The organism is Mycobacterium sp. 20KCMC460 (genome assembly GCF_022179425.1).
Taxonomy (GTDB): Bacteria; Actinomycetota; Actinomycetes; order Mycobacteriales; family Mycobacteriaceae; genus Mycobacterium; species Mycobacterium kiyosense.
In genome coordinates, this window is the sequence record NZ_AP025524.1 from 6,107,265 (window position 1) to 6,130,967 (window position 23,703).

25 protein-coding genes are annotated in these 23,703 nt (G+C 68.5%); 5 read left to right on the top strand and 20 right to left on the bottom strand.

Going from position 1 to position 23,703, the window contains the following annotated elements; all coding sequences use genetic code 11:
* The gene (gene radA, locus MKCMC460_RS28185) at positions 1-1,419 is read left to right on the top strand and encodes a DNA repair protein RadA (RefSeq protein ID WP_238305120.1); all 1,419 of its coding nucleotides are present in this window, start codon (positions 1-3) and stop codon (positions 1,417-1,419) included.
* Between the two features lie 30 nt (positions 1,420-1,449).
* Positions 1,450-2,526: a DNA integrity scanning diadenylate cyclase DisA gene (disA, locus tag MKCMC460_RS28190; protein WP_236978524.1), complete on the top strand. Its 1,077-nt coding sequence runs from the start codon at positions 1,450-1,452 to the stop codon at positions 2,524-2,526.
* A 15-nt stretch (positions 2,527-2,541) separates the two neighbouring features.
* Here disA and MKCMC460_RS28195 read toward each other — a convergent pair whose 3' ends face one another.
* A complete protein-coding gene (locus MKCMC460_RS28195) occupies positions 2,542-3,345 on the bottom strand; it encodes a hypothetical protein (protein ID WP_236978526.1) in 804 nt (267 codons plus the stop codon).
* An 89-nt stretch (positions 3,346-3,434) separates the two neighbouring features.
* Positions 3,435-4,058 carry a carbonic anhydrase gene (locus MKCMC460_RS28200; RefSeq protein WP_236978528.1) on the bottom strand — a complete coding sequence of 208 codons (624 nt, stop codon included), beginning with the start codon at positions 4,056-4,058 and terminating at the stop codon, positions 3,435-3,437.
* On the opposite strand from MKCMC460_RS28200, the gene MKCMC460_RS28205 reads away from it, so the two are divergent.
* On the top strand, positions 4,057-4,968 hold the full coding sequence (locus tag MKCMC460_RS28205; protein ID WP_236978530.1) for an A/G-specific adenine glycosylase: 912 nt from the start codon (positions 4,057-4,059) through the stop codon (positions 4,966-4,968). The genes MKCMC460_RS28200 and MKCMC460_RS28205 overlap by 2 nt on opposite strands.
* Positions 4,969-4,971: 3 nt before the next feature.
* Here the strand turns inward: MKCMC460_RS28205 and MKCMC460_RS28210 are convergent, their stop codons facing one another.
* Complete coding sequence (locus MKCMC460_RS28210) at positions 4,972-5,742, bottom strand: alpha/beta fold hydrolase (RefSeq protein WP_236978531.1); 771 nt, start codon at positions 5,740-5,742, stop codon at positions 4,972-4,974.
* Positions 5,743-5,756: 14 nt separating this feature from the next.
* On the opposite strand from MKCMC460_RS28210, the gene mhuD reads away from it, so the two are divergent.
* Positions 5,757-6,074, top strand: coding sequence for a mycobilin-forming heme oxygenase MhuD (gene mhuD, locus MKCMC460_RS28215; RefSeq protein WP_236978532.1), 318 nt, complete (start codon positions 5,757-5,759; stop codon positions 6,072-6,074).
* Positions 6,049-7,419 carry a serine hydrolase gene (locus MKCMC460_RS28220; RefSeq protein WP_236978534.1) on the top strand — a complete coding sequence of 457 codons (1,371 nt, stop codon included), beginning with the start codon at positions 6,049-6,051 and terminating at the stop codon, positions 7,417-7,419. The genes mhuD and MKCMC460_RS28220 overlap by 26 nt, the downstream gene beginning before the upstream one ends.
* Positions 7,420-7,431: 12 nt before the next feature.
* Here MKCMC460_RS28220 and MKCMC460_RS28225 read toward each other — a convergent pair whose 3' ends face one another.
* From MKCMC460_RS28225 to ftsH, 17 genes are all read right to left on the bottom strand, one after another.
* Positions 7,432-7,971 (bottom strand): histidine phosphatase family protein, encoded by a 540-nt coding sequence (locus MKCMC460_RS28225; RefSeq protein ID WP_236978536.1) that lies wholly within the window; start codon positions 7,969-7,971, stop codon positions 7,432-7,434.
* Positions 7,968-8,705 (bottom strand): CbtA family protein, encoded by a 738-nt coding sequence (locus MKCMC460_RS28230; protein WP_236978538.1) that lies wholly within the window; start codon positions 8,703-8,705, stop codon positions 7,968-7,970. Before MKCMC460_RS28230 ends, MKCMC460_RS28225 begins: the two co-directional genes overlap by 4 nt.
* A gap of 18 nt (positions 8,706-8,723) precedes the next feature.
* On the bottom strand, positions 8,724-8,939 hold the full coding sequence (locus MKCMC460_RS28235; protein WP_236978539.1) for a CbtB-domain containing protein: 216 nt from the start codon (positions 8,937-8,939) through the stop codon (positions 8,724-8,726).
* 200 nt (positions 8,940-9,139) lie between these two features.
* Positions 9,140-11,665 (bottom strand): ATP-dependent protease ATP-binding subunit ClpC, encoded by a 2,526-nt coding sequence (clpC1, locus tag MKCMC460_RS28240; RefSeq protein ID WP_236978546.1) that lies wholly within the window; start codon positions 11,663-11,665, stop codon positions 9,140-9,142.
* A gap of 281 nt (positions 11,666-11,946) precedes the next feature.
* Positions 11,947-12,285: a histone-like nucleoid-structuring protein Lsr2 gene (gene lsr2, locus MKCMC460_RS28245; protein WP_236978550.1), complete on the bottom strand. Its 339-nt coding sequence runs from the start codon at positions 12,283-12,285 to the stop codon at positions 11,947-11,949.
* Between the two features lie 115 nt (positions 12,286-12,400).
* Entirely contained in the window at positions 12,401-13,912 is a 1,512-nt protein-coding gene (gene lysS, locus MKCMC460_RS28250) for a lysine--tRNA ligase (protein ID WP_236978554.1), read from the bottom strand.
* Between the two features lie 32 nt (positions 13,913-13,944).
* Positions 13,945-14,763, bottom strand: coding sequence for a type III pantothenate kinase (locus MKCMC460_RS28255; protein WP_238305121.1), 819 nt, complete (start codon positions 14,761-14,763; stop codon positions 13,945-13,947).
* A 2-nt stretch (positions 14,764-14,765) separates the two neighbouring features.
* Positions 14,766-15,185: an aspartate 1-decarboxylase gene (gene panD, locus MKCMC460_RS28260; RefSeq protein ID WP_238305122.1), complete on the bottom strand. Its 420-nt coding sequence runs from the start codon at positions 15,183-15,185 to the stop codon at positions 14,766-14,768.
* The gene (gene panC / locus MKCMC460_RS28265; RefSeq protein ID WP_236978555.1) at positions 15,185-16,108 is read right to left on the bottom strand and encodes a pantoate--beta-alanine ligase; all 924 of its coding nucleotides are present in this window, start codon (positions 16,106-16,108) and stop codon (positions 15,185-15,187) included. The genes panD and panC overlap by 1 nt, the downstream gene beginning before the upstream one ends.
* Positions 16,105-17,016 (bottom strand): Rossmann-like and DUF2520 domain-containing protein, encoded by a 912-nt coding sequence (locus MKCMC460_RS28270; protein WP_236978556.1) that lies wholly within the window; start codon positions 17,014-17,016, stop codon positions 16,105-16,107. The genes panC and MKCMC460_RS28270 overlap by 4 nt, the downstream gene beginning before the upstream one ends.
* Positions 17,017-17,118: 102 nt before the next feature.
* Positions 17,119-18,555: a DUF6779 domain-containing protein gene (locus MKCMC460_RS28275; protein ID WP_238305123.1), complete on the bottom strand. Its 1,437-nt coding sequence runs from the start codon at positions 18,553-18,555 to the stop codon at positions 17,119-17,121.
* A gap of 75 nt (positions 18,556-18,630) precedes the next feature.
* Positions 18,631-19,104, bottom strand: a complete 474-nt coding sequence (locus MKCMC460_RS28280; RefSeq protein WP_236978559.1) for a DUF3180 domain-containing protein — start codon at positions 19,102-19,104, stop codon at positions 18,631-18,633.
* Entirely contained in the window at positions 19,104-19,619 is a 516-nt protein-coding gene (gene folK, locus MKCMC460_RS28285) for a 2-amino-4-hydroxy-6-hydroxymethyldihydropteridine diphosphokinase (protein ID WP_236978560.1), read from the bottom strand. The genes MKCMC460_RS28280 and folK overlap by 1 nt, the downstream gene beginning before the upstream one ends.
* Entirely contained in the window at positions 19,616-20,011 is a 396-nt protein-coding gene (folB, locus tag MKCMC460_RS28290) for a dihydroneopterin aldolase (RefSeq protein WP_236978562.1), read from the bottom strand. Before folB ends, folK begins: the two co-directional genes overlap by 4 nt.
* Positions 20,004-20,840 carry a dihydropteroate synthase gene (gene folP / locus MKCMC460_RS28295; protein ID WP_236978563.1) on the bottom strand — a complete coding sequence of 279 codons (837 nt, stop codon included), beginning with the start codon at positions 20,838-20,840 and terminating at the stop codon, positions 20,004-20,006. Before folP ends, folB begins: the two co-directional genes overlap by 8 nt.
* Positions 20,837-21,439: a GTP cyclohydrolase I FolE gene (gene folE / locus MKCMC460_RS28300; RefSeq protein ID WP_236978564.1), complete on the bottom strand. Its 603-nt coding sequence runs from the start codon at positions 21,437-21,439 to the stop codon at positions 20,837-20,839. Before folE ends, folP begins: the two co-directional genes overlap by 4 nt.
* A gap of 15 nt (positions 21,440-21,454) precedes the next feature.
* Entirely contained in the window at positions 21,455-23,698 is a 2,244-nt protein-coding gene (gene ftsH, locus MKCMC460_RS28305) for an ATP-dependent zinc metalloprotease FtsH (RefSeq protein ID WP_236978566.1), read from the bottom strand.
* Positions 23,699-23,703 lie beyond the last annotated feature (5 nt).

Sequence of the window (23,703 nt, forward strand, 5' to 3'; positions counted from 1 at the left end):
GTGGCCAATGCACGTTCGCAGTATCGCTGCTCGGAATGCCGCCATGTCAGCGCCAAATGGGTCGGGCGCTGCATGGAGTGCAACAGCTGGGGCACGGTCGAAGAGGTCGCCGTGCTCGCCGCGGTGGGCGGCGGACGGCGCGCAGCCGCCACCGGTTCGCAGGCGGTGCCGATCAGTTCCGTCGAACCCAACACCAGCCGGCATCGCTCGACCGGAGTCGACGAACTCGATCGGGTGCTCGGCGGCGGGGTGGTGCCGGGATCGGTGACGCTGCTGGCCGGGGAGCCCGGCGTCGGCAAGTCCACGCTGCTGCTCGAGGTCGCCCACAGCTGGGCGCAGCGCGGCCAACGGGCGCTGTACGTATCCGGCGAGGAATCCGCCGGGCAGGTGCGGTTGCGCGCCGACCGGATCGGTTGCAGTGGTGGCGGGTTCGACGAGGTCTACCTGGCCGCCGAGTCCGATCTGCACACGGTGCTGGGCCACATCGACACGGTGCATCCGGAATTGGTCGTCGTCGACTCGGTGCAGACGATGTCCACCAGCGAGTCCGACGGCGTCACCGGCGGTGTCACCCAGGTGCGCGCGGTGACGGCCGCGCTCACCGCCGCGGCCAAGACCAAGGGCGTCGCGATGATCCTGGTCGGGCACGTCACCAAGGACGGGGCGATCGCCGGGCCGCGGTCCCTCGAGCATCTCGTCGACGTCGTCCTGCACTTCGAAGGCGACCGAACCAGCTCGCTGCGCATGGTCCGCGGCATCAAGAACCGCTTCGGTGCGGCCGAGGAGGTCGGGTGTTTCCTGTTGCACGACAACGGGATCGAAGGTGTTGCCGACCCGTCGCACCTATTCCTGGACCAGCGCCCGGCGCCGGTGCCCGGCACCGCGATCACGGTGACCCTGGACGGCAAGCGCCCGCTGATCGGGGAAGTCCAGGCCCTGCTTGCGGTGCCGAACGGCGGTTCGCCGCGGCGGGCGGTCAGCGGTATCGACCACTCGCGAGCCGCGATGATCACCGCCGTGCTGGAGAAACACGGTCGGCTCAAACTCGGCGCGGTCGAGATCTACCTGTCGACGGTGGGCGGCATGCGGTTGACCGAGCCGTCCTCGGACCTGGCGGTCGCGGCGGCGCTGGCCTCGTCGTACACCGGCCTGGCTCTGCCCACCACCGCGGTGGTGGTCGGGGAGGTGGGGCTGGCGGGCGACCTGCGCCGCGTCCACGGCATCGAGCGGCGGCTGGCCGAAGCCGCCCGTCAGGGCTTCACCGTCGCGCTGATCCCACCGGGATGCAAGGAAGTCCCGGCCGGCATGCGGGCGTTGAGCGCGGCGACCATCGGCGAGGCGCTGAACCACCTCGTCGACATCGCCGAGCGGCGCACCCCCACGCGCGTGAAGTCGTATCGGCTCGACAGCGCCGAGTAGGGGTCCCGCATCGATGGCCGGCGTAGCAGAATGCACGCTGTGACTCGTCCGACCCTGCGTGAGGCCGTCGCCCGACTGGCACCCGGCACCGGGCTGCGCGATGGCCTGGAGCGCATCCTGCGCGGCCGCACCGGCGCCCTGATCGTCCTCGGGCACGACGAGAACGTGGAAGCCATCTGCGACGGCGGCTTCGCGCTCGACGTGCGGTACGCGCCGACCCGACTACGCGAACTGTCCAAGATGGACGGAGCGGTGGTGTTGTCCACCGACGGCAGCCGCATCGTGCGGGCCAACGTGCAGCTGGTTCCGGATCCGTCGATCCCCACCGACGAATCGGGAACCCGGCACCGCTCGGCCGAGCGGTCGGCGATCCAGACCGGATACCCCGTGATCTCGGTGAGCCACTCGATGAACATCGTGACCGTCTACGTAGCCGGCGAACGTCACGTGCTGACCGATTCCGCGACGATCCTGTCCCGCGCCAATCAGGCCATCGCCACCCTGGAGCGCTACAAGACCAGGCTCGACGAGGTCAGTCGGCAGCTGTCGCGGGCCGAGGTCGAGGACTTCGTCACGCTGCGGGACGTGATGACGGTGGTGCAGCGGCTCGAACTGGTCCGCCGCATCGGGTTGGCGATCGACTACGACGCCGTCGAACTGGGCACCGACGGGCGGCAGCTGCGGCTGCAGCTGGAAGAGCTGCTGGGCGGCAACGACACCGCCCGCGAACTCATCGTGCGCGACTACCACGCCAATCCCGAACCGCCGTCCAGGGCGCAGATCGCCGCCACGCTGAGCGAGCTGGACGCGCTGTCGGACAGCGACCTACTGGAGCTGACCGCGCTGGCCAAGGTCTTCGGGTATCCGACCACGGCCGAGGCGCAGGATTCGGCGCTCAGCCCTCGCGGCTACCGCGCCATGGCCGGCATCCCCCGGCTGCAGTTCGCCCACGTCGACCTGTTGGTCCGCTCGTTCGGCACGCTGCAGGGGCTGCTGGCCGCCAGTGCCAACGACCTGCAGTCGGTGGACGGGATCGGTGCTATGTGGGCCCGGCATGTGCGCGAGGGATTGTCCCAGCTGGCGGAGTCGACGATCGCCGACCACTGATATCCCGCGAATGTGTTATCCGCCCGCGGCAGGCGGTGCTTCCGGAGGCGGCGCCTGGGCCGGCCCCGGCGCGGGCACCGGGCCCGGTGGCTGCGGCGGCTGGTTCAGCACGAAGGGGACCGGTTGCGAGCGCAGGTTGCCCAACTGGACCACCAGGTTGTAGGTGCCCGGCCCGATCGCCGGCCTCGGCAACGGGCATTTCGGCGCCGAACCCATCCCGGTCCAGGTCACGGCGGTGGTCACCTGCTCGCCCGGGGTGAACGTCTTGACCAGCGTCTCGTTGGAGGGCGCGCAGTCCAGGTTGGACCACAGCCGCTTGTTGTCCAGCGAGTACACGTAGGCCGCCAGCACCGCCGCGCCGACATCGCGCTTGCAGGACACCAGCCCGATGTTGGTCACCACCATGGTGAATTTGGGCTGGTCGCCGATGTAGTACTGGGGCGCGTTGGTCAGCCCCTTGACGGCCAGCGTCGAGTCGGGGCAGTCGTCGCCGTCCTTGAGTACGGGTGGCGGCTGCACCGCGGCGGTCGGGGTGGGCGACTCCGGGTTCAGGGTCCCCGGCGGCGCGCCGGGCGCGGGGGATGCGCTCTGTCCGGCCGGCTCGGGGCCGGCCGGGGCGCCGGGAGCCGGGGACGCGCCGGGATGCTCCTGGGCCGCCGCGGGCTTATTCGCGGGCTTGCTGCCCGAGTTGCTGCTGACGACGGCGATGACGATTGCGACGGCAATCCCGATCACGACGGCCGCGATGCCCAGGGCAAGTCCCCTGCGCCGCCAATAGATCTCGGTAGGTAGCGGGCCCCGCGGTTCTAGATCCAGCACGTTCACACCGTAAGGCCAGGTCACACCGACTCGGCTGACCCGCCTCGGCGTGTCGTCAGGTTAGTCGGTGAGCGGTCGTGTAGTGACGGTCACGCCTGCTCGCCGATGTCGCCGATGTGGTCGACCAGCGCCGCCTTGCCGTCGGCCAGCTTGTAGGTGACCCCGGCGAGCGCGAGGGTCCCGGCGGCGACCCGCTCCGCGATGGCCGAGGAGCGCGACACCAGCTGGGCCAGCGTCTCGCTGACATGCCGCGCCTCGATCTCGTCGACGCGGGTCAGGCCGTCCCGCCGGCCCGCCAGCACCGACGGCACCACGCGCTCCACCACGTCACGCACGAAACCACCGGGAATCTCGCCTTCGTCGAGGGCGGCGATGGTGGCCTTGACCGCGCCGCAGCTGTTGTGGCCGAGCACCACGATCAGCGGCACGTTGAGCACTGCGACGGCGTATTCGATGGAGCCCAGCACGGCGGTATCGATCGCCTGTCCGGCGGTGCGCACCACGAACACGTCGCCGAGGCCCTGGTCGAAGATCAGTTCGGCCGCCACCCGGCTGTCCGCGCAACCGAAGATCACCGCGGTCGGCTTCTGCCCGCCGGCCAGGCTGGCCCGGTGGTCGACACTTTGGCTGGGGTGCTCGGGCTTACCGGCGACGAATCGCTCGTTACCCTCTTTGAGTGACTTCCAGGCGCTTATCGGGTTGCTGCTAGGCATGGCACACATTGTGCCGCACGGACCCGCGCACGTCTGCCCAAACATATCCGCCGCAAATCTGCTGTCCTGGTACCGGAGTTCGCGCCGCGACCTGCCCTGGCGGGAACCCGGCGTCGACGCCTGGCAGATCCTGGTCAGCGAGTTCATGCTGCAACAGACACCGGTCTCCCGGGTGCTGCCGATCTGGACCGAGTGGGTGCGCCGGTGGCCCACCCCGTCGGCCACCGCGGCAGCCACCGCCGCGGACGTACTGCGCGCGTGGGGCAAATTGGGCTACCCAAGGCGGGCCAAGCGTCTGCACGAGTGCGCCGTCGTCATCGCACGCGACCACGGCGACGTGGTACCCGACGATGTCGATGTGCTGCTGACACTGCCCGGCGTCGGAAGCTACACGGCGCGCGCGGTGGCCTGCTTTGCCTACCGGCGGCGGGTACCGGTGGTGGACACCAACGTGCGCCGGGTGGTCGCCCGCGCGGTACACGGCCGCGCCGACGCGGGCCCACCTTCGGCCACCCGCGATCACGCCGACGTGGCCGCACTGGTACCGAATGACGAACGCGCACCTGAGTTTTCGGTGGCCTTGATGGAGTTGGGTGCGACGGTGTGCACGGCGCGAAGCCCGAAGTGTGGGCTGTGCCCCCTTGATTCGTGCGCCTGGCGCCAGGCCGGCTACCCGCCGGCGACCGGACCCGCCCGCCGTGTGCAGACCTACGCCGGCACCGATCGCCAGGTTCGCGGACGACTACTCGATGTGCTGCGCGACAACAACTCTCCGGTCACCCGCGCTCAACTCGACGTGGCCTGGCTGACCGATACCGCACAGCGGGACCGGGCGTTGTACTCGTTGTTGGACGACGGCTTGGTAGTGCAGACCGCTGACGGGCGATTCGCGCTGGCTGGCGAGGAGTAACGGCTAGCCCAGGCCGGAAACGAACGACTCGACCGCGTGCCGGTAGGCCTCCGGAGCGTCGTCGTGCACCAGGTGGCCTGCCCCTGCAACATGCAGATATGTTGTCGGAGAATCTGTTTCGTGCATCTGGCGCATCTGCCCCGGCGGGGTGACCGAACTGCCGGCCTCGATCAGCAGCGCCGGTGCGCGGACCGCCCGCCACTGCGACCAGTAGTCGCGGGTACCCCACTCCGCGGCGATCTCGATCCAGCGCGCCGTGTGCCCGTGCAGCCGCCAGCCGGTGGCGGTGCGGTCGAACGCCTCCAGGAAGTACTGTCCGGCGACCGGCCCGAACTCGGCGAATACCCGTTCAGCAGAGTCGAATTCGACGGGCAAGGCGTGCAGCCACGGCTCCCACGGCCCAGTGGTCCGGCCGACGAAATCCGGGGCCATGTCCTCCACCACCAGCGCGCTGACCAGGTCGGGACGTTCGGCGGCCAGGCACCAGGAATGCAGGCCACCCATCGAATGCCCGACGAGTGTGACCGGCACTTCCAGCCCGCTCACCGCGTCGCCCAAGTCGGCCACGAAACGCTCGGTGCTGATCGGATGCGGGTCCGCGACGTCCCGGCCGCGGTGCCACGGCGCGTCGTAGGTGTACACCGAGCCCAACCGGGCCAGCCACGGCAGCTGACGTGACCAGGTCGTTCCCCGGCCCATCAGTCCGTGCACCAGCACCAAGGGTCTGCCCTGTCCGCCGCGATGGGTCAACAGATCGGTCGGCATGCGGGGCACGGTAACCTAACCGCATGCCAGTGGTGAAGATCAACGCAATCGAGGTGCCCGCCGAAGCTGGCCCGGAGCTGGAGAAGCGATTCGCTCACCGCGCTCACGCGGTGGAGAATTCGCCCGGGTTTCTCGGCTTCCAGCTGCTGCGGCCGGTCAAGGGTGAGGACCGCTATTTCGTGGTGACGCACTGGGAGTCCGAGGAGGCCTTCCAGGCCTGGGCCAACGGGCCCGCCATCGCAGCGCACGCCGGGGAGCGGGCGAACCCGGTGGCAACCGGGGCGTCGCTGCTGGAGTTCGAGGTTGTGATGGACGTTGCCGGGAACCCGAAGGCTGAATAGCCGCCCGAGTCAACGACGCACCCGGGTCCTGGCGTCGAGCGCCGCGGCGGTGCTGGTGTTGGCGCTGGCGCCCGGGTGTGCCACGTCACCCACCCCGTCGGCCAACGCAGCCGACGTCGGGCATCGGATCGACACCACGACGCCCCCCGGGCTGCGGGCACAGCAGACGATGGACATGCTCAACTCGGACTGGCCGATCGGGCCGGTCGGGGTCGGCACCCTGGCCGCACCGGAGAAGGTCGAGTCGGTGGAAGCCACCATGGAAAGTCTCTGGTGGGACCGTCCGTTCACGCTGGACAGCGTGGACGTCGGCGCCAGCGCGGCCACCTTGCACCTGATCTCGTCCTACGGCGCGCACCAAGACATCCGGATCCACACCAACGACGGCGGCTGGGTCGACCGTTTCGAACTCGAAACGCTCCCGCCACCGACGATCAAGGCCTGGCGTGACATCGATGCCGTGCTGAGCAAGACCGGCGCCCGCTACTCCTATCAGGTGGCCAAAGTCGACGACGGCCAGTGCAACCGGGTTGCGGGCACCAACACCGCCGAGTCCCTGCCACTGGCGTCGATTTTCAAGTTGTACGTGCTGCACGCGCTCGCGAACGCCGTCAAGAACGGGACCGCATCCTGGGACGATCAGCTGACGGTGACCGCCAAGGGCAAGGCCGTCGGCTCCTCCGGCTTGGAACTTGCTGTCGGCGAACATGTCTCAGTTCGCACAGCGGCCGAGAAGATGATCGCCACCAGCGACAACATGGCCACCGATCTGCTGATCGGCAGGCTGGGGACCCATGCCATCGAGCAGGCCCTGGCCAGCGCCGGCCACCACGACCCGGTCAGCATGACGCCGTTTCCCACCATGTACGAACTGTTCTCGGTCGGCTGGGGTCAGCCCGATCTGCGCGAGCAGTGGAAGAACGCCTCCCAGCAACAGCGCGCTGCACTGCTGCAAGCAGCGAATTCCACCGATTACCAACCAGATCCGACCCGCGCCCACACTCCCGCCTCAGCGTTCGGCGCCGAGTGGTACGGCACCGCCGAAGACATCTGCCGGGTGCACGTGGCGCTCCAGGCGGATGCCGTCGGCGAGGCCGCGCCAGTCCGCAAGATCCTGTCCGCCGTCGCCGGCATCCAGCTGGACCGCAACGTGTGGCCCTACATCGGTGCGAAAGCCGGTGGCCTGCCCGGGGATCTGACGTTCAGCTGGTATACGGTAGACAAGACGGGGCAGCCGTGGGTGGTCAGCTTCCAGCTGAACTGGCCTCGTGACCACGGCCCCACGGTGACCAGCTGGATGTTGCAGGTCGCCAAGCAAGCCTTCGCGCTGGTCGCCCCCAACTAAGCCGTCACACAACTAAAGTCGCAGCGTCCAGCGTTGCCCACGGTAATGCAGACTGGTCCGGCTCAGTGGAGCAACGTCGATGCGCCAGAACGATTTCGGCGGTATCTCCAGGGCCACCAGCAGCGCGGCGCGCACCACCGCCGGATGCGTCACCGCCACCGTCCGGCCGGCCTGGGACGCCACTCCGGCCAACCAGCCGGCCACCCGATCGACGAGGTCGACGACGGATTCGCCGCCGTGCGGGGCCTGACCCGGATCGGTCAGCCAGGTCTGCAGATCGGCGGGCGCCACGTCGGGCAGCGCGGTACCGCGCCATTCGCCGCAATCCAGGTCGGCCAGCCGGGGTTCAAGCACGGGTTGCAGCCCGAGGAGTTCCGCGGTCTGCCGGGTCCGCCGCTCGGGGCCGGCGAGCTGACGCGTGTCGTCGTTGATCCGCAGCGCCGTGACCTGGCGGCCGGTGTCACGCAGCGGCTCGTCGGCGGGAAACCGTCCGGCCGCCATCGCTTCGGTCATGGCGTGCGACACCAGGGTCAGCCGCGACACCGCACTCACCGGGGGGTGCTCGCCTCCTGCTGCGCGCCGGCGGGCAGTGCCCGCGTTGCGAGCACCCCGAACACCAGCCCGATCCCCACCCACAGCACCAACTGCGTGGCCAGCGACACCAGCCTGAATTCGTAGAGGACATCCGCGGGAAATCCGGCGGGTACCTCGGCCACCGCAGGCAGCACCAGCGCCACCAGCGCGACTGCTGCGGCATAGGCGGCCGCGGCCACCCAGCCGGCGTTGAACGCCCCGAACCGCGCCGCCAGCCGCCGCGCCAGCCAAAGCGCGGCGATGGCCAGCACCACCGACGCCAGCACCATGATCAAATACCACCAAGTGCGCGCGCCGATGGTGTCCGCTTGACCGACGGCAGGCGGATTCGCCGGGTATTTCAGGAACGGCACCAGGTACGCCGCTACCAACCCGCCCAGCGCCAGGCGAATCGAAAGTAGCTGCGGCGCAACACATTCCGAGTTCCGGTAAGCGAGGCAGAACGCTACCGCGAACAGCGCACCCAGCGCGACGCCGAAGACGAGCACGCCGAAACCCAGCCCGGCATTGCCCTGTACCCCGCGGGAGAACAGCTCGGCACCGTGTTCATGCACCCCCGGGGCGGTGCGGGCTTCCTCGAATTGCACCGCACGGGAAATGACCGGCTCGGCGAACACGCGGCCGAAGACGAACGCCAGCACCGCGCCCACCGCACCCGCCAGCAGCCCGCGAAGGATCAGCCGCTGCTCCACCTGTCAGCCGACCGCGGGTCAGTGGCAGGGAAACCCGAGCAGATGCCTTGCGTCGTGGAAGAATTCGTGCACATGCGTGTCGCTGCCGAACAGCGACACGGCGCCCTGGTCGACGCCGACGAAGTAGATCGCGAGCAGCGCCAGCACGGCGGTGGCCACCAGCCACACCGTTGCGCGTGCCCCCGACAGGTCAACCGATCCGGCCCGGGCGGTCTGCGATGTGGCCACAATCATCTCCTTCTGGGATCTCGCGTCCCACGGTCAATGCTCCCGCGTGCCGGGACCAGGTCTGACTATCGACAGTGGCGCGACCGTTCTGGAGTTTCACCAGATTCCGGTACCCGACAACAGTGGCCAGTGTAGACCCGCTGCCCAATGCAGCATCGGAGTAAGCCCCGGGTGGGGCTTACTCCGATGCGGTCAGGCTGTTGCGGCTACTGGGCTTCGTGCGCTCCGGCCTTGGCCAGATCCACGTCGACCGGCGGCTTGCGGGTGCCGACGAAGGTGAACTTCGCGTCCTCGCCGGCGCTTTCGCCGTCCCAATCCGCCACGTCGACGGTGACGACCTGCCCCGGACCGACCTCGTCGAACAGGATCTTCTCCGAGAGCTGGTCTTCGATCTCGCGCTGGATGGTGCGCCGCAGCGGACGGGCACCCAGCACGGGGTCGAAGCCGCGCTTGGCCAGCAACGCCTTGGCCTTGTCGGTCAGCTCGAGCGCCATGTCCTTGCTCTTGAGCTGGTTGGCGACGCGCCCGATCATCAGGTCGACCATCTGGATGATCTCGTCCTTGGTCAGCTGGTGGAAGACGATGATGTCGTCGATGCGGTTGAGGAACTCCGGGCGGAAGTGCTTCTTCAGCTCGTCGTTGACCTTCTGCTTCATCCGCTCGTAGTCGTTCGCACCGCCCCCCTGGGTGAAACCGAGGCCGACGGGCTTGGAGATGTCGGACGTGCCCAGGTTCGAGGTGAAGATCAGCACGGTGTTCTTGAAGTCGACCGTGCGGCCCTGACCGTCGGTGAGCCGGCCGTCCTCGAGCACCTGCAACAGGCTGTTGTAGATCTCCTGGTGGGCCTTCTCGATCTCGTCGAACAAAACGACGGAGAACGGCTTGCGTCTGACCTTCTCGGTGAGCTGACCGCCCTCCTCGTAGCCGACATAGCCCGGCGGTGCGCCGAACAGCCGCGAGGCGGTGAAGCGATCGTGGAACTCGCCCATGTCGATCTGGATCAGCGCGTCGTCATCGCCGAACAGGAAGTTCGCCAGCGCCTTGGACAGCTCGGTCTTACCGACACCGGACGGCCCGGCGAAGATGAACGATCCCGACGGCCGCTTCGGGTCCTTCAACCCGGCGCGGGTACGACGGATCGCCTTGGAGACCGCCTTGACGGCGTCCACCTGGCCGATGATCCGCTTGTGCAGCTCGTCCTCCATGCGCAGCAGACGAGTGGTCTCGGCCTCGGTGAGCTTGAACACCGGGATGCCCGTCCAGTTGCCCAGCACCTCGGCGATCTGCTCGTCGTCCACCTCGGCGACGACATCGAGGTCGCCGGAACGCCACTGCTTCTCCCGCTCGGCACGCTGCGCGACCAGCTGCTTCTCCCGGTCGCGCAGGCTGGCGGCCTTTTCGAAGTCCTGGGCGTCGATCGCCGACTCCTTCTCCCGGCGCGCCTCGGCGATCTTCTCGTCGAACTCGCGCAGGTCTGGCGGCGCGGTCATGCGGCGGATCCGCATCCGGGCGCCGGCCTCGTCGATCAGGTCGATCGCCTTGTCCGGCAGGAACCGGTCGTTGATGTAGCGGTCGGCCAGGGTGGCCGCGGCCACCAGGGCACCGTCGGTGATCGACACCCGGTGGTGCGCCTCATAGCGGTCGCGCAGACCCTTGAGGATCTCGATGGTGTGCTCCACCGTCGGCTCGCCCACCTGGACCGGCTGGAAACGACGCTCCAGCGCGGCGTCCTTCTCGATGTACTTGCGGTACTCGTCGAGCGTGGTGGCGCCGATGGTCTGCAGCTCGCCGCGGGCCAGCTTCGGCTTCAAGATGCTGGCGGCGTCGATCGCGCCCTCGGCGGCGCCCGCTCCGACCAGCGTGTGCAGCTCGTCGATGAACAGGATGATGTCGCCGCGGGTGTTGATCTCCTTGAGCACCTTCTTGAGGCGTTCCTCGAAGTCACCGCGATAGCGGCTGCCGGCGACCAGCGAACCCAGGTCCAGGGTGTAGAGCTGCTTGTCCTTGAGCGTCTCGGGCACCTCACCGTGCACGATCGCCTGGGCCAGACCCTCCACGACGGCGGTCTTGCCGACGCCGGGCTCGCCGATCAGCACCGGGTTGTTCTTGGTGCGCCGGCTGAGCACCTGCATCACCCGCTCGATTTCCTTCTCGCGGCCGATGACGGGGTCCAGCTTGCCTTCCATGGCGGCCGCGGTGAGGTTGCGACCGAACTGGTCGAGCACCAGCGACGTGGACGGGCTGCCGGACTCGCCGCCGCGACCACCGGTGCCGGCCTCGGCGGCCTCCTTGCCCTGGTAGCCGCTCAGCAGCTGGATCACCTGCTGACGCACCCGGGTCAGCTCGGCGCCCAGTTTGACCAGCACCTGGGCCGCCACGCCTTCACCCTCGCGGATCAGGCCCAGCAGAATATGTTCGGTGCCGATGTAGTTGTGGCCGAGTTGCAGCGCTTCGCGCAGGCTCAGCTCGAGGACCTTCTTGGCGCGCGGCGTGAACGGAATGTGGCCGGACGGCGCCTGCTGGCCCTGGCCGATGATCTCCTCGACCTGGCTGCGGACGCCCTCCAACGAGATCCCCAGCGACTCCAGCGACTTGGCCGCCACGCCTTCACCCTCGTGGATCAACCCCAACAGGATGTGCTCGGTGCCGATGTAGTTGTGGTTGAGCATCCGGGCCTCTTCCTGGGCCAGGACGACCACCCTGCGGGCACGATCGGTAAAACGTTCGAACATTGGTGGTTACCTGCTCTCCATCACCATGGGTACTCCGTGTCGCCAAGACTCTGTCGGCACAGGGGCCGACACCGCGTACCTGCCGTCCACTCTAATGGTCGGCCCGCGAGGGTTCATAACCTCACCGTGCGCAGCGGCGCCGAAGCACAAGAGACTAACGGCGCAAAGCCGCGGCGTGTTTCCCGGGCACGGCATTATTGCGTTCGCCGCAAGCGAAACAAATAAAAATCCGGCGCCCGGGCTGCGGTGAGCACGGGCGCCGGAAATTGCTTGTCTGGCTGCTACGTCGCGGCGTGGAAAGCGTCGATGACGTCGGCTGGGATGCGGCCGCGGGTCGACACGTTGTGCCCGTTGCGACGCGCCCATTCCCGGATCGCGGCACTCTGCTCGCGGTCGATGGCGCCCCGGCCCCGGCCCGAACCCGACCGCCCACGCCGCCTGCCGCCGACGCGCCGCCCAGCGGCCACCCAGCCTTTCAGGTCGTTGCGCAGTTTCGCCGCATTTTTACTGGAAAGGTCGATTTCATAGGTCACCCCGTCAAGCCCGAATTCGACCGTTTCGTCGGCTGCGCCGGCACCGTCGAAATCATCGACCAGGGTGACGGTCACTTTCTTCGCCATTGGCTTACCCTCACGTTTCTTCCCGAGCGGTTACAGAACCAGTTTAGATAGACTCCCCGGGAACCAATGTGCCATAAGAACGAAAAATGCACAATCCGACACAACTCCGAGCAGTTCAGTTCGAGTGCGGCCGAACAATCGGGAACAAAACTGTCTCCCTAATTGACAGGCCGGTCAAACACATCAACAGCCGGTCGATTCCCATTCCCGTTCCCGTGCACGGCGGCATACCGAACTCCAGCGCCGCGAGAAAATCCTCGTCGAGTTGCATCGCCTCGTCATCGCCGGCCGCCGCGGCCCGCGCCTGATCGGCAAATCTTTCACGCTGGACTACCGGGTCGTTCAATTCCGAGTATCCGGTGGCCAGTTCGACTCCGTGCAGGTAAAGGTCCCACTTCTCGGTCACTCCGACGATACTCCGGTGTTGTCGCGTCAACGGCGTGGTTTCAACTGGGAAATCCCTGACAAATGTCGGAGCGGTCAACCGCTTACCCACGACATGCTCCCAAAGTTCTTCGACGAGTTTGCCGTGACCGAAGCCGCGGTCGTCGCGAATCTCCACATCGAGTCGGGCCGCGATACGTCGCAGGCTTTCGACCGACGTCTGCGGGGTGATCTCTTCGCCGAGTCCATCGGACAGCGAGGAATACATCTCAAGAGTTGCCCATTCGCCGTCGATGTTGTAGACGGTGCCGTCCGGCATCGGGAGTTCTCGAGTGCCGATCGCCTCGTCGGCTACCTCTTGAATAAGCTCTCTGGTGACGATGGCGGAATCGTCATAGGTGCCGTAGGTCTGGTACGTCTCCAGCATGGAAAATTCCGGGGAATGGGTGGAATCGGTTCCCTCGTTTCGAAACACTCGATTAACTTCGAAGACCTTGTCGAAACCGCCGACGATGCAGCGCTTGAGGAACAGCTCGGGCGCGATCCGCAGGTAAAGGTCGATGTCGAGCGCATTGGAATGCGTGACGAAGGGCCGCGCAGCCGCGCCACCGGCCAGCGTCTGCAACATCGGCGTCTCGACTTCCAGGAACCCACGCCGCTCCAACGAATTCCTTATGGCGCGGATCACCGCGATGCGCTGCCGGGCCACCGAGCGAGCCTGCGGACGCACGATCAGGTCGACATAGCGCTGCCGCACCCGGGCTTCCTCGCTCATCTCCTTGTGGGCCACCGGTAACGGCCGCAGCGCCTTGGCGGCCATCCGCCAGGAATCGGCGAGGACGGACAATTCGCCGCGCCGCGAGCTGATCACCGTGCCGTGCACATAGACGATGTCGCCCAGGTCGACGTCGGCCTTCCACGCGTCCAGCGCCTGCCGGCCCACCTTGTCCAGGCTGATCATCGCCTGCAACTGGGTGCCGTCCCCGTCCTGCAATGTCGCGAAGCACAGTTTGCCGGTGTTACGCGCGAAGACGACCCGGCCGGCGATGCCGACCACGTCCTCGGTGGCGGTATCGGTCGGCAGATCGGGGTAAGCGGCGCGGACCTGCGCCAGCGTGTGGGTTCGTTCGATGGCCACCGGGTAGGGGTCACGACCCTCCGCCAGCAGCCGGGCACGCTTGTCCCGACGGATCCGGAACTGTTCGGGAAGGTCCTCGACGGGGTCTTGATCGGCGGCACTCACGACGTGCCAGCTTAATTGCAGTCGGGCGGTGCTCAGCGTGCGGTCTTGAGCCGGCCGCGCTGGGCGTCGCGGTTGCGCTCGAAGACCAGCCGAAGACCGTGCAGCGTCAGGTGCTGGTCGTAGTGCTCGACGCTGTGCAGTTCGGGCAGCAACAACGGCGCGGTGTGCCCGGTGGCGACCACCGCGACGTCGTCGGAGGCGGAGAAACCCTGGACGTCGTCGCGGATCCGGCCGACCAGCCCGTCGACCAGCCCGGCGAACCCGAACACGGCGCCGGCCTGCATGCATTCCACGGTGTTCTTGCCGACCACGGAGCGGGGCCGGGACAGCTCGACGCGGCGCAGCGCCGCCGAACGTGCGGCCGCGGCGTCCGAGGACACCTGCACCCCGGGGGCGATGGCGCCGCCGAGGAACTCCCCTTTGGCCGAGACCACGTCCACGCAGATCGACGATCCGAAATCGACGACGATCGCGGCCTTACCGAACCTGCTGAATGCCGCCAGACAGTTGACGATCCGGTCGGCACCGACCTCTTTGGGGTTGTCGACCAGCAGCGGGATGCCGGTACGCACTCCGGGTTCGATCAGCACCTGCGGCACCGACGGCCAGTACTGCTCGAGCATGATCCGCACCTCGTGCAACACCGACGGGACCGTGGACAGCGCCGCGGCGCCGGTGAGCTGTTCGGAATCCTCACCGATCAGGCCGTCGATGGTGAGCGCCAGCTCGTCGGCGGTGACTTCGGGTTCGGTGCGAATCCGCCACTGCTGCAGAACTTTTGCGTGGTCCTTGATTCCGGACAGCAGGCCGACGACGGTGTGGGTGTTGCGGACGTCGATCGCCAGTAGCACGGCTACCGCACACCGATCCGGGGGTCGAGCAACTCGTCCACGCCGTCCGGCACGAACGCCGGGTCGCTTCCCAGGTCGATCTGCTTGTTCGCTGCGTCCACGAAAACGATCCGAGGCTGGTAGGCGCGCGCCTCGGCGTCCTCCATGACGCCATAGGCGATCAGAATCACCAGGTCGCCGGGATGCACGAGATGCGCTGCGGCGCCATTGATCCCGATGATCCCACTGCCGCGCTCGCCGGTGATCGCGTAGGTGACCAGCCGAGCTCCGTTGTCGATGTCGACGATGGTGACCTGCTCACCCTCGAGCAGGTCGGCGGCATCCATCAGGTCGGCGTCGATGGTCACCGATCCCACGTAGTGCAGATCGGCCTGCGTGACGGTGGCACGGTGGATCTTCGACTTGAGCATCGTCCGTAACATCAGTTCCTCCATTGTGATTCGACGTCCGGCCCAGTGGTGCCGGCGAGATTCCCGATTTGGATTGCGACATTGTCCAGCAACCTGGTGGTGCCCAGCCGGGCCGCGACCACCAGCCGGCCCGAACCGCCGGTGGGTTCGGGGCCCAGGTCGGTGTCACGCAGCTGCAGGTAGTCGACCACCACGCCAGGGGTGGCGTCGAGCACCGCACGGGCTGCGTCCAGCGCGGCCTGCACCCCGTGCGACGCGGCATGCGCGCCGGCGGTGAGGGCCGCCGAAAGTGCCACTGCCGCTTCACGTTGCACCGGGTCGAGGTACCGGTTGCGCGACGAGCGGGCCAGACCGTCGGCTTCGCGTACCGTCGGCACCCCGACGATCTGGGTGTCGATGTTCAGATCGGCCACCATCTGCCTGATCAGCACCAGCTGCTGGTAGTCCTTCTCGCCGAAGAACGCCCGGTCCGGGCGCACGATCTGCAGCAGTTTGAGCACGACCGTCAGCACTCCGGCGAAATGCGTTGGGCGAACGGCTCCTTCGAGCTCGGCAGCCAGCGGGCCGGGCTGCACGGTGGTGCGCAGGCCGTCGGGATACATCGCCGCCGCGGTCGGGGCGAACACGATCTCGACACCTTCGGCCCGCAGCAACTCGAGATCTTCCTGCAGAGTACGGGGGTAGGCGTCGAGATCCTCGTTGGCGCCGAACTGCAGCGGGTTGACGAAAATCGACACCACCACCACCGAGCCGGGCACCCGCTTGGCGGCACGCACCAGCGTCAGGTGACCCTCGTGCAGCGCTCCCATGGTGGGCACCAACATGATCCGGCGACCGGTTTGTCGCAGGGCGCGGGCGACATCGGAGACCTCCCGGGGCGTGGTGTAGACGTTGAGTTGATCCCGCTCGAACGTCGGGGTCTTGGCCGGTCTCATCGGGCCAGCACCTCGACGACCTCCTCGGGGGCGTGCGCACGCGCCGCGGTGCGCAGCGCGTTGACCCGATACGCCTGAGCCAGTTGCGGATCCGCCTCGTGCAGCGCTCGCAGATGCCCGGCGACGGCGGCCGCGTCACCGCGGGCCACGGGTCCGGTCAGCGCGGCCTGGCCACGTTGCAGGGTGTTCTCCAGCGCGGCGCGGGCCAGCGGTCCGACGATGCGTTCGGCGATCCCGCCCGGCTGGTTGTCCACCCGCTGCTGCCCCAGCAATTCGTCGCCGCGCACCGCCACCCGCAACGCCTCCAGCGCATCCGCAAGCACCGTCACCAGGTGATTGGAGGCGTGCGCCAGCGCGGCGTGATAGAGCACGCGCGCCTCCTCGCGCACACAGAACGGTTCGCCGCCCATTTCCAGCACCAGCGACGCGGCGATGGCATAGCCCACCTCGTCGGCGGCGGTGACACCGAAGCAGGTGTCGGGCAACCGGGCGATGTCCTCGTCGGAGCCGGTGAACGTCATCGCCGGGTGAATCGCCAGCGGAATGCAGCCCAACTCGGTCAGCGGCGCCAGGACGGCGATACCGTTGGCGCCGGAAGTGTGCGCCACGATCGTGCCCGGCCGTACCGCCGAGGTGGCGGCCAATCCGGACACCAGGCCGGCGAGTTCGCTGTCGGGGACCGCCAGCAACAGCAGCTCAGCTCCGGCTGCGACGTCGGGGGGACCCAGCACCGGGGTGTCGGGCAGTCGGCGCGCGGCCCGCTGCCGGGACGCGTGCGAAACGGCGCTGCAGGCGACCACGACATGGTCGGCGCGCTCCAGCGCGACGCCCAGCGCGGTGCCCACCCGGCCCGCGGAGATGATTCCGACCTTGAGCCTGGCCGGCCGCAAACCGTCGAACTGCTCCATCGCAGACGACCTCACAGTGATCTTCGTTCGTTCCAGTCCCGCTGCTGGGGTACCGGACGGTCACTAAGACTGTAGTCGATGCGCCGAAGGCAGCACAGCGTGTCAACCGTCACGCCGGCGCCGGCGGCCACCGCCGCCGGGCTGCACCTGCAGCCGCGCCATCAGGTCCGCGACCGTCTGGCCACCGGATTCCTGGTCGGCCTGGTCCGGCGTGTTCTCGATCTCCTCGGCGCTGCGATGCCGGGGAGCCGGCGGCGGGGCCAGTCGGGGCGGCACCGGCTCGGGTGCCGGAGACTCCGGCGGCGGCGGCGGCTCGTCGGCGCGGGGCCCCGACTCGGCCTCGGGCGGGCGGCCGAAATTGCCGACCCCGTACTGGCGGTATTCCGCCGAGTGGCGGGATCGCGAACGGCGACCGCCGTATTCGGGTCCGGTGTCGGCCGGCGGGCCGATGCCTGCGCCGGGCGGGACGTCGGCGGCGGGAGCAACGGGAGGGATATAGCCGCCCGGCGGCACATTGACGCCACCGAACGGCGTCGCGCCGTCCTGGGGTTCCGAGTGCCGGGCGCGCCGGCGCCGTCCGGACGGCTCCGGGGCCCCGGGGGCTTCGCCGGATGCCCAGTGGCTGCCCGGCGCACCGGGCGGCAACCACTGGCCCTCGGCGGCGACCGGCTGCCACGGCGAGGGCTGCGGCGGTGGGGGCGCTGGTGGCGGGACCGGCGGCGGCCGATGACGCGGCGCGAACCCCGGTTCCGGCTGCGGGAAGGACGGCTGAGGCTGCGAGAAAGCCGGCTCGGGCTGCTGGAACGGCGGTTCGGGCTGCTGGAAAGGCGGTTCGGGCTGCTGGAACGGGGGCTGGGGTGCCGGCGGCGGCGTGTACTCCCGTGGGGGTGCCGGCGGCCGGGGCGGCACCAGTGGCTCCTCGGGCACGTCGATGATGGCGGAGTCGTCGGCGCGGGTGGGCCGGTCGTCGCGGCGAACCGCGGTGACCCGGTCGCTGGTGACCCAGTCAGCCGGTGGGATCTCACCGTTCTGGGCGCCGCGGCTGGCTCGATCGGTCAACGCCCGGGCGGATTCCCGGTCCAGGGTCTCCAGCGCCGGACGCTGCTCGAGATCGGTGTCGAACAGGATCTCCAGACTGGTCCGAAGCGAAGATAACTCGGCGCGCAGTGCCGCGATCTCGTCGGCGGCCTGCGCGTGTATCTCGGCGGCCAGCTCACGACGCAACTGGGACTCCACAGTCAGCTCGTACTCGCGACGCGCCGAGATCTCCCGATCCAGCTGCAGGTCGTACACCAGTTTCATGTCCCGGGCCCGCGCTTGGTCGGCTTCGGCCTGCCGCCGGTACAGCACCGACACGAAAGCACCGGCGACGGCGGCCCACAGCGCCAGGATCACAGCCAGCTTGAGAAGTTCCACGCGATCGGTGAAAACCAGCGCGGAACTCGCCCCGATCGCGAGGACCAGCAACGTCGTCAAGAGCACCCACCCCGGCCTGCGGCCGCCGCGCCGGACCCGGGCGCCGCGGGACAGAACGGTCATGGGCTGACTGTACCCGGGCGAGGTCATTCCGCGTGTCGCGCCAGTCCGGCGATTCTCAGGCTGGACGGCCCGCGCTCAACTCTCTGCGCCTTCCCCGTGTTCGGGTGGATCCGGCGGTGACTTGCAGCAATGCTGCAGCCACAGGGCGGCGACCACCAGGGCCAAAGCGCTGGCCGCGGCGACCACGGCTCCGGAGGTGTCCTGCGCGACCACCCGCAATGACCTGCGTGGCAGGAAATACACCAGTACCCCCAGCCACCAGCCCAGCACCAGCGCGCCCACCCACGCGGACGCCTTGGCCACCACCAGGCTGCGCGCCACCGCGAGCGGGTGCAGCCGGCCGGCCCCGTCGCCGATCTCGCCGTCGTCGATCTTGGTGCGCACGAAGCGACCCCACCGCCACTCGGCCGCCGCGACGACCAGCAGCGAGATACCGGTCCACAGCGTGATCGGCGGGAACCAGCGGTACAGCACGGTGATGAGCAGGTAACCGACCACTGCGGCGCCGACCGCCACCGCGGTCAGATCGCGTTTGCGGGTCGGTCCCATCAGCGACCCAGATGCACTGCGGCGGGCCGCACGCCGGCCCGGTCGTCGGGGTGCAACCGGGCCAGCAACCCGGCGACCGGATGCGGGCCGTCCGCGAGCGTCAGCACCGCGCCCGGATCGACGTCCAGCCACGGGATCAACACGAACGCCCGCAGGTGGGCCCGCGGGTGCGGCAAAGTCAGGTCCGGGTCGTCGCTGACGATCTCTTCGTGCCCGTCGTAGCAGGCGATCAGGTCTACGTCGAGGGTGCGCGGCCCCCAGCGCAACCCGCGCTCCCGTTGCGCCGCCCGTTCGAAGTCGCCGGCTCGGTGCAGCCAGCCCCGGGCATCGCAGGCCGGGTCGTCGGCGATCAGGACCGCGTTGAGGAACGGGTCCTGCTCCACTCCCCCCCACGGATCGGTCTCGTAGACGGGCGAGACCGCTACAACCGCGCCGGCCAGTCCGGTGATCACCGACTGCAGCCGGGCCCGCCGGTCCCCCAGGTTCGACCCGATGGACAGCACCACCCGAGTCATGTGGCGGCCGGAATCACCGAGCCGCGCCCGCCCCGGCGGGAACGCCGGGTCACGACGGCGACGTCGTCGAACCCCTGGGAGATGGGCGCTTGCGGCTTGTGCACCGTCACCTCGACGGCGTGCACCCGCTCGTCCTTGATCACCTCGTCGGCGATCTCGGCGCCGACCGTCTCGATCAGGTTCCTCGGCGGGCCACCGACGACGTCGGCGGCCAACTGGGCCAGCATGCTGTAGTCGTAGGTGTCGGCCAGGTCGTCGCTGGCCGCCGCGCGGGCCAGGTCGATCCACACGGTCATGTCGACGACGAAGTCCTGGCCGTTTCGCCGTTCGTGTTCGAAGACGCCGTGCCGTCCGCGAACTATCAAGCCGCGCAACTCGATTCGATCAGCCATCGATTGTCGCTCCTCTTTCCCAGGCTCCGACGACCGCGAGCGCGTCGGCCGAGGCGCGCACGTCGTGCACACGGACCCCCCAGGCACCGTGCTGGGCCGCCAGCGCCGAGATCACCGCGGTCGCGGTGTCGCGGCCGTCGGGCGGGCGCGGTGTGCCGTCGGCACCGGCCAGCAACGCGCCGAGAAATCGCTTGCGGGAGGCGCCGACGAGTACCGGCACCCCGGTTCCGATCAACTCGGGCAAGCCGTGCAGCAAGGCCCAATTGTGTTGTGCGGTCTTGGCGAAACCCAGCCCGGGGTCGATCACCAGCATGGCCGGATCGACGCCGGCGGCCACCGCGTCGTCGACGCTGGCGAGCAATTCGGCACGCACCTCGGCCACCACGTCTCGATAGGCCGGCACCTGGTGCGGGCTTCGCGCCGACACCGGCCGCCAGTGCATCAGCACCCACGGCACTTTCGTCTCCGCCAGCAACGGGGCCATCGCCGGGTCGGCCCGGCCGCCGGACACGTCGTTGACCAGCTGCGCGCCGCGGTTCAGCGCGGCGTCGGCCACCCGCGCGTGCATCGTGTCGATGCTGACGGTGATTCCTTGTGCGGCAAGCTGTTCGACGACGGGAAGCACCCGGCGGGCTTCAATGTCCGGATCCACCGGGGTGGCGCCGGGCCGGGTGGAGGCTCCCCCGACGTCGACGATGTCCGCCCCCTGGGCCGCCAGCGCCAGACCATGCTCGACGGCACCGTCGGGATCGAGGTATCGCCCGCCGTCGGAGAACGAGTCGTCGGTGACGTTGAGCACTCCCATCACCTGCACGGACGCCGAATTCACTTGCGCAGTATGAGATCGAGCGCTTCGGCTCGAGAAGCGGCGTCGGTCTTGAACTGACCGCGCACCGCCGACGTCGTGGTGGTGGAACCGGGCTTGCGCACCCCCCGCATCGCCATGCACAGGTGCTCGGCCTCGACCACCACGATCACGCCACGCGGATTGAGCTTCTGCACCAGGGCGTCGGCGATCTGACTGGTGAGACGTTCCTGCACCTGCGGCCGCTTGGCGTAAAGATCGACCAGCCGAGCGATCTTCGACAAACCGGTGACCCGACCGTCCGCACCCGGGATGTAACCGACATGGGCCACACCGTGAAACGACACCAGATGGTGTTCGCAGGTGGAGTACATCGGGATCTCTTTGACGATCACCAATTCGTCGTGGTCTTCGTCGAACATGGTGTTGAGCACCGACGCCGGGTCGGTGTAGAGGCCGGCGAATATCTCCCGATAGGCCCGCACGACGCGAGCGGGCGTGTCCCGCAGCCCATTTCGATCGGGATCCTCACCGATCGCGATCAGCAGTTCGCGAACGGCGGCCTCGGCGCGCGCCTGGTCGAACTCGCGCACCCGGCTATCCCTGGAATCCAGCTGCGTCATCGAAGTCTCCGTCGTTCAGCCGTGGGCCGGCGGGTTGGACCGAGTCACGTCCTTCTCGAGCCGAGGGGGGCGGGACTCGTCGGTGTCCGAGTCGGTATCCGGGCTGGGATAACTGGGGGCTGGTTGGGGACGATTCGGCGACGAGGTGGGCGGCCACCCGGGGGCGCTCCAGCCGGCCGGGGCGCCGTAGTCGGGCTGGGTGGCGCCGTGCGAACCGTTGGGGCCTTGCGAGCTGTTGTCGCCGTTGCCGGTGGATTTGCCCGAGGCTTCTTCGGCGGCCCGGCTGGCCTGCGCGATCGCGGCCTTGAAGGCCGGCTCCGGCACCGGCTGGGGCCACGGCTCACCGCGCTCGATCGCCAGTTCTCCGGGCGTCTTGATGGGCGGTTTGTCCGACGGGATGCGGCCGCCGAAGTCGTCGAACATGGTCAACCTGGGCCGCTTTTCGACGTCGCCGAAGATCGCCTCGAGCTCCGGCCGGTGCAGGGTTTCCTTTTCCAGCAGTTCGCCGGCCAGGGTGTCCAGCACGTCCCGGTATTCGGTGAGGATTTCCCAGGCCTCGGTGTGCGCGGCCTCGATCAGCTTGCGGACCTCTTCGTCGATCTCGCGGGCGACCTCGTGGGAGTAGTCGGACTGCGTTCCCATCGAGCGGCCCAGGAACGGGTCGCCGTGTTCGGTGCCGTATTTGACCGCGCCCAGGCGCGCGCTCATGCCGTATTCGGTCACCATGGCGCGGGCCACCTTGGTGGCCTGCTCGATGTCGGAGACCGCGCCCGTGGTCGGCTCGCGGAACACCAGCTCCTCGGCCGCACGTCCGCCCATCGCGAACACCAGCTGGGCGATCATCTCCGAGCGGGTCCGCAGCCCCTTGTCGTCCTCGGGCACCGCGACCGCGTGCCCGCCGGTGCGGCCGCGGGCCAGGATCGTCACCTTGTACACCGGGTCGATGTCCGGCATCGCCCAGGCGGCCAGGGTGTGGCCGCCCTCGTGGTAGGCGGTGATCTTCTTCTCCAGCTCGCTGATCAGCCTGCCCTTGCGGCGCGGGCCGCCGATGACCCGGTCGACCGCCTCTTCCAGCGCGGCACCGGTGATGACGGTGCCGTTCTCGCGGGCGGTCAGCAGCGCGGCCTCGTTCACGACGTTGGCCAGGTCGGCGCCGGTCATGCCGACGGTGCGTTTGGCCAGGCCGTCCAGGTCGGCGTCCTCGGCGATGGGCTTGCCTTTGGAATGCACCCGCAGCACCGCCCGGCGACCGGCCAGGTCGGGGTTGGACACCGGGATCTGCCGGTCGAAACGACCGGGCCGCAGCAATGCCGGGTCCAGGATGTCGGGACGGTTGGTGGCCGCGATCAGGATGACCCCGGCGCGATCACCGAAGCCGTCCATCTCGACCAGCAACTGGTTGAGCGTCTGCTCGCGCTCGTCGTGTCCGCCGCCCAGGCCGGCGCCGCGTTGGCGGCCCACGGCGTCGATCTCGTCGACGAAGATGATGCACGGGCTGTTCTGCTTGGCCTGCTCGAACAGGTCCCGCACGCGGGACGCGCCGACGCCGACGAACATCTCGACGAAGTCCGAACCGGAGATGGTGAAGAACGGCACCCCCGCTTCGCCGGCCACGGCCCGGGCGAGCAGCGTCTTGCCGGTCCCCGGTGGGCCGTAGAGCAGCACACCCTTGGGGATCTTGGCGCCCAGCGCCTGGTAGCGGCTGGGGTTCTGCAGGAAGTCTTTGATCTCGTAGAGCTCCTCGACCGCCTCGTCGACCCCGGCGACGTCGGCGAAGGTGGTCTTGGGCATGTCCTTGGACAGCTGTTTGGCGCGCGACTTGCCGAAGCCGAAGCCCATCCGTGCGCCGCCCTGCATGCGGGAGAACATCACGAACAGGCCCACCAGCAGCAACAGCGGCAGCGCGTAGACCAGCAGTTCGCCGATCAGGCTGCCTTCGTTGACGACGGTGCCGACCTTGGCGTTCTTGGCGTTGAGCGCGTTGAAGAGTTCGACGCCGTAGCCCGTCGGGTACTTGGTGATGACCTTGTCGGAGTTCTCCGTGTCGCCGTTGCCCTTCTTCAGGGTCAGCCGCACCTGCTGTTCACGGTCGTCGATCTGCGCGCTCTTGACGTTGTCCGCGCTGATCTGAGCCATCGCCACCGAGGTGTCCACGGGTTTGTAACCGCGGGTGTCGTCGCTGAAATAGAAGAACGACCAGCCGAGCAGCACCAGGACGGCGACCGCCGTCAAGGTGCGGATCACGTTTCTACGATTCATCAAGC

Bases quoted from the DNA above. Each gene is read 5' to 3' on its own strand.
- disA (WP_236978524.1), top strand. From the start codon at position 1,450: ATGCACGCTGTGACTCGTCCGACCCTGCGTGAGGCCGTCGCCCGACTG.
- MKCMC460_RS28205 (WP_236978530.1), top strand. From the start codon at position 4,057: ATGGCACACATTGTGCCGCACGGACCCGCGCACGTCTGCCCAAACATA.
- MKCMC460_RS28200 (WP_236978528.1), bottom strand. From the start codon at position 4,058: ATGCCTAGCAGCAACCCGATAAGCGCCTGGAAGTCACTCAAAGAGGGT.
- mhuD (WP_236978532.1), top strand. From the start codon at position 5,757: ATGCCAGTGGTGAAGATCAACGCAATCGAGGTGCCCGCCGAAGCTGGC.
- MKCMC460_RS28235 (WP_236978539.1), bottom strand. From the start codon at position 8,939: ATGATTGTGGCCACATCGCAGACCGCCCGGGCCGGATCGGTTGACCTG.
- clpC1 (WP_236978546.1), bottom strand. From the start codon at position 11,665: ATGTTCGAACGTTTTACCGATCGTGCCCGCAGGGTGGTCGTCCTGGCC.
- lsr2 (WP_236978550.1), bottom strand. From the start codon at position 12,285: ATGGCGAAGAAAGTGACCGTCACCCTGGTCGATGATTTCGACGGTGCC.
- panD (WP_238305122.1), bottom strand. From the start codon at position 15,185: ATGTTACGGACGATGCTCAAGTCGAAGATCCACCGTGCCACCGTCACG.
- panC (WP_236978555.1), bottom strand. From the start codon at position 16,108: ATGAGACCGGCCAAGACCCCGACGTTCGAGCGGGATCAACTCAACGTC.
- MKCMC460_RS28270 (WP_236978556.1), bottom strand. From the start codon at position 17,016: ATGGAGCAGTTCGACGGTTTGCGGCCGGCCAGGCTCAAGGTCGGAATC.
- MKCMC460_RS28275 (WP_238305123.1), bottom strand. From the start codon at position 18,555: ATGACCGTTCTGTCCCGCGGCGCCCGGGTCCGGCGCGGCGGCCGCAGG.
- MKCMC460_RS28280 (WP_236978559.1), bottom strand. From the start codon at position 19,104: ATGGGACCGACCCGCAAACGCGATCTGACCGCGGTGGCGGTCGGCGCC.
- folK (WP_236978560.1), bottom strand. From the start codon at position 19,619: ATGACTCGGGTGGTGCTGTCCATCGGGTCGAACCTGGGGGACCGGCGG.
- folB (WP_236978562.1), bottom strand. From the start codon at position 20,011: ATGGCTGATCGAATCGAGTTGCGCGGCTTGATAGTTCGCGGACGGCAC.
- folE (WP_236978564.1), bottom strand. From the start codon at position 21,439: ATGACGCAGCTGGATTCCAGGGATAGCCGGGTGCGCGAGTTCGACCAG.
- ftsH (WP_236978566.1), bottom strand. From the start codon at position 23,698: ATGAATCGTAGAAACGTGATCCGCACCTTGACGGCGGTCGCCGTCCTG.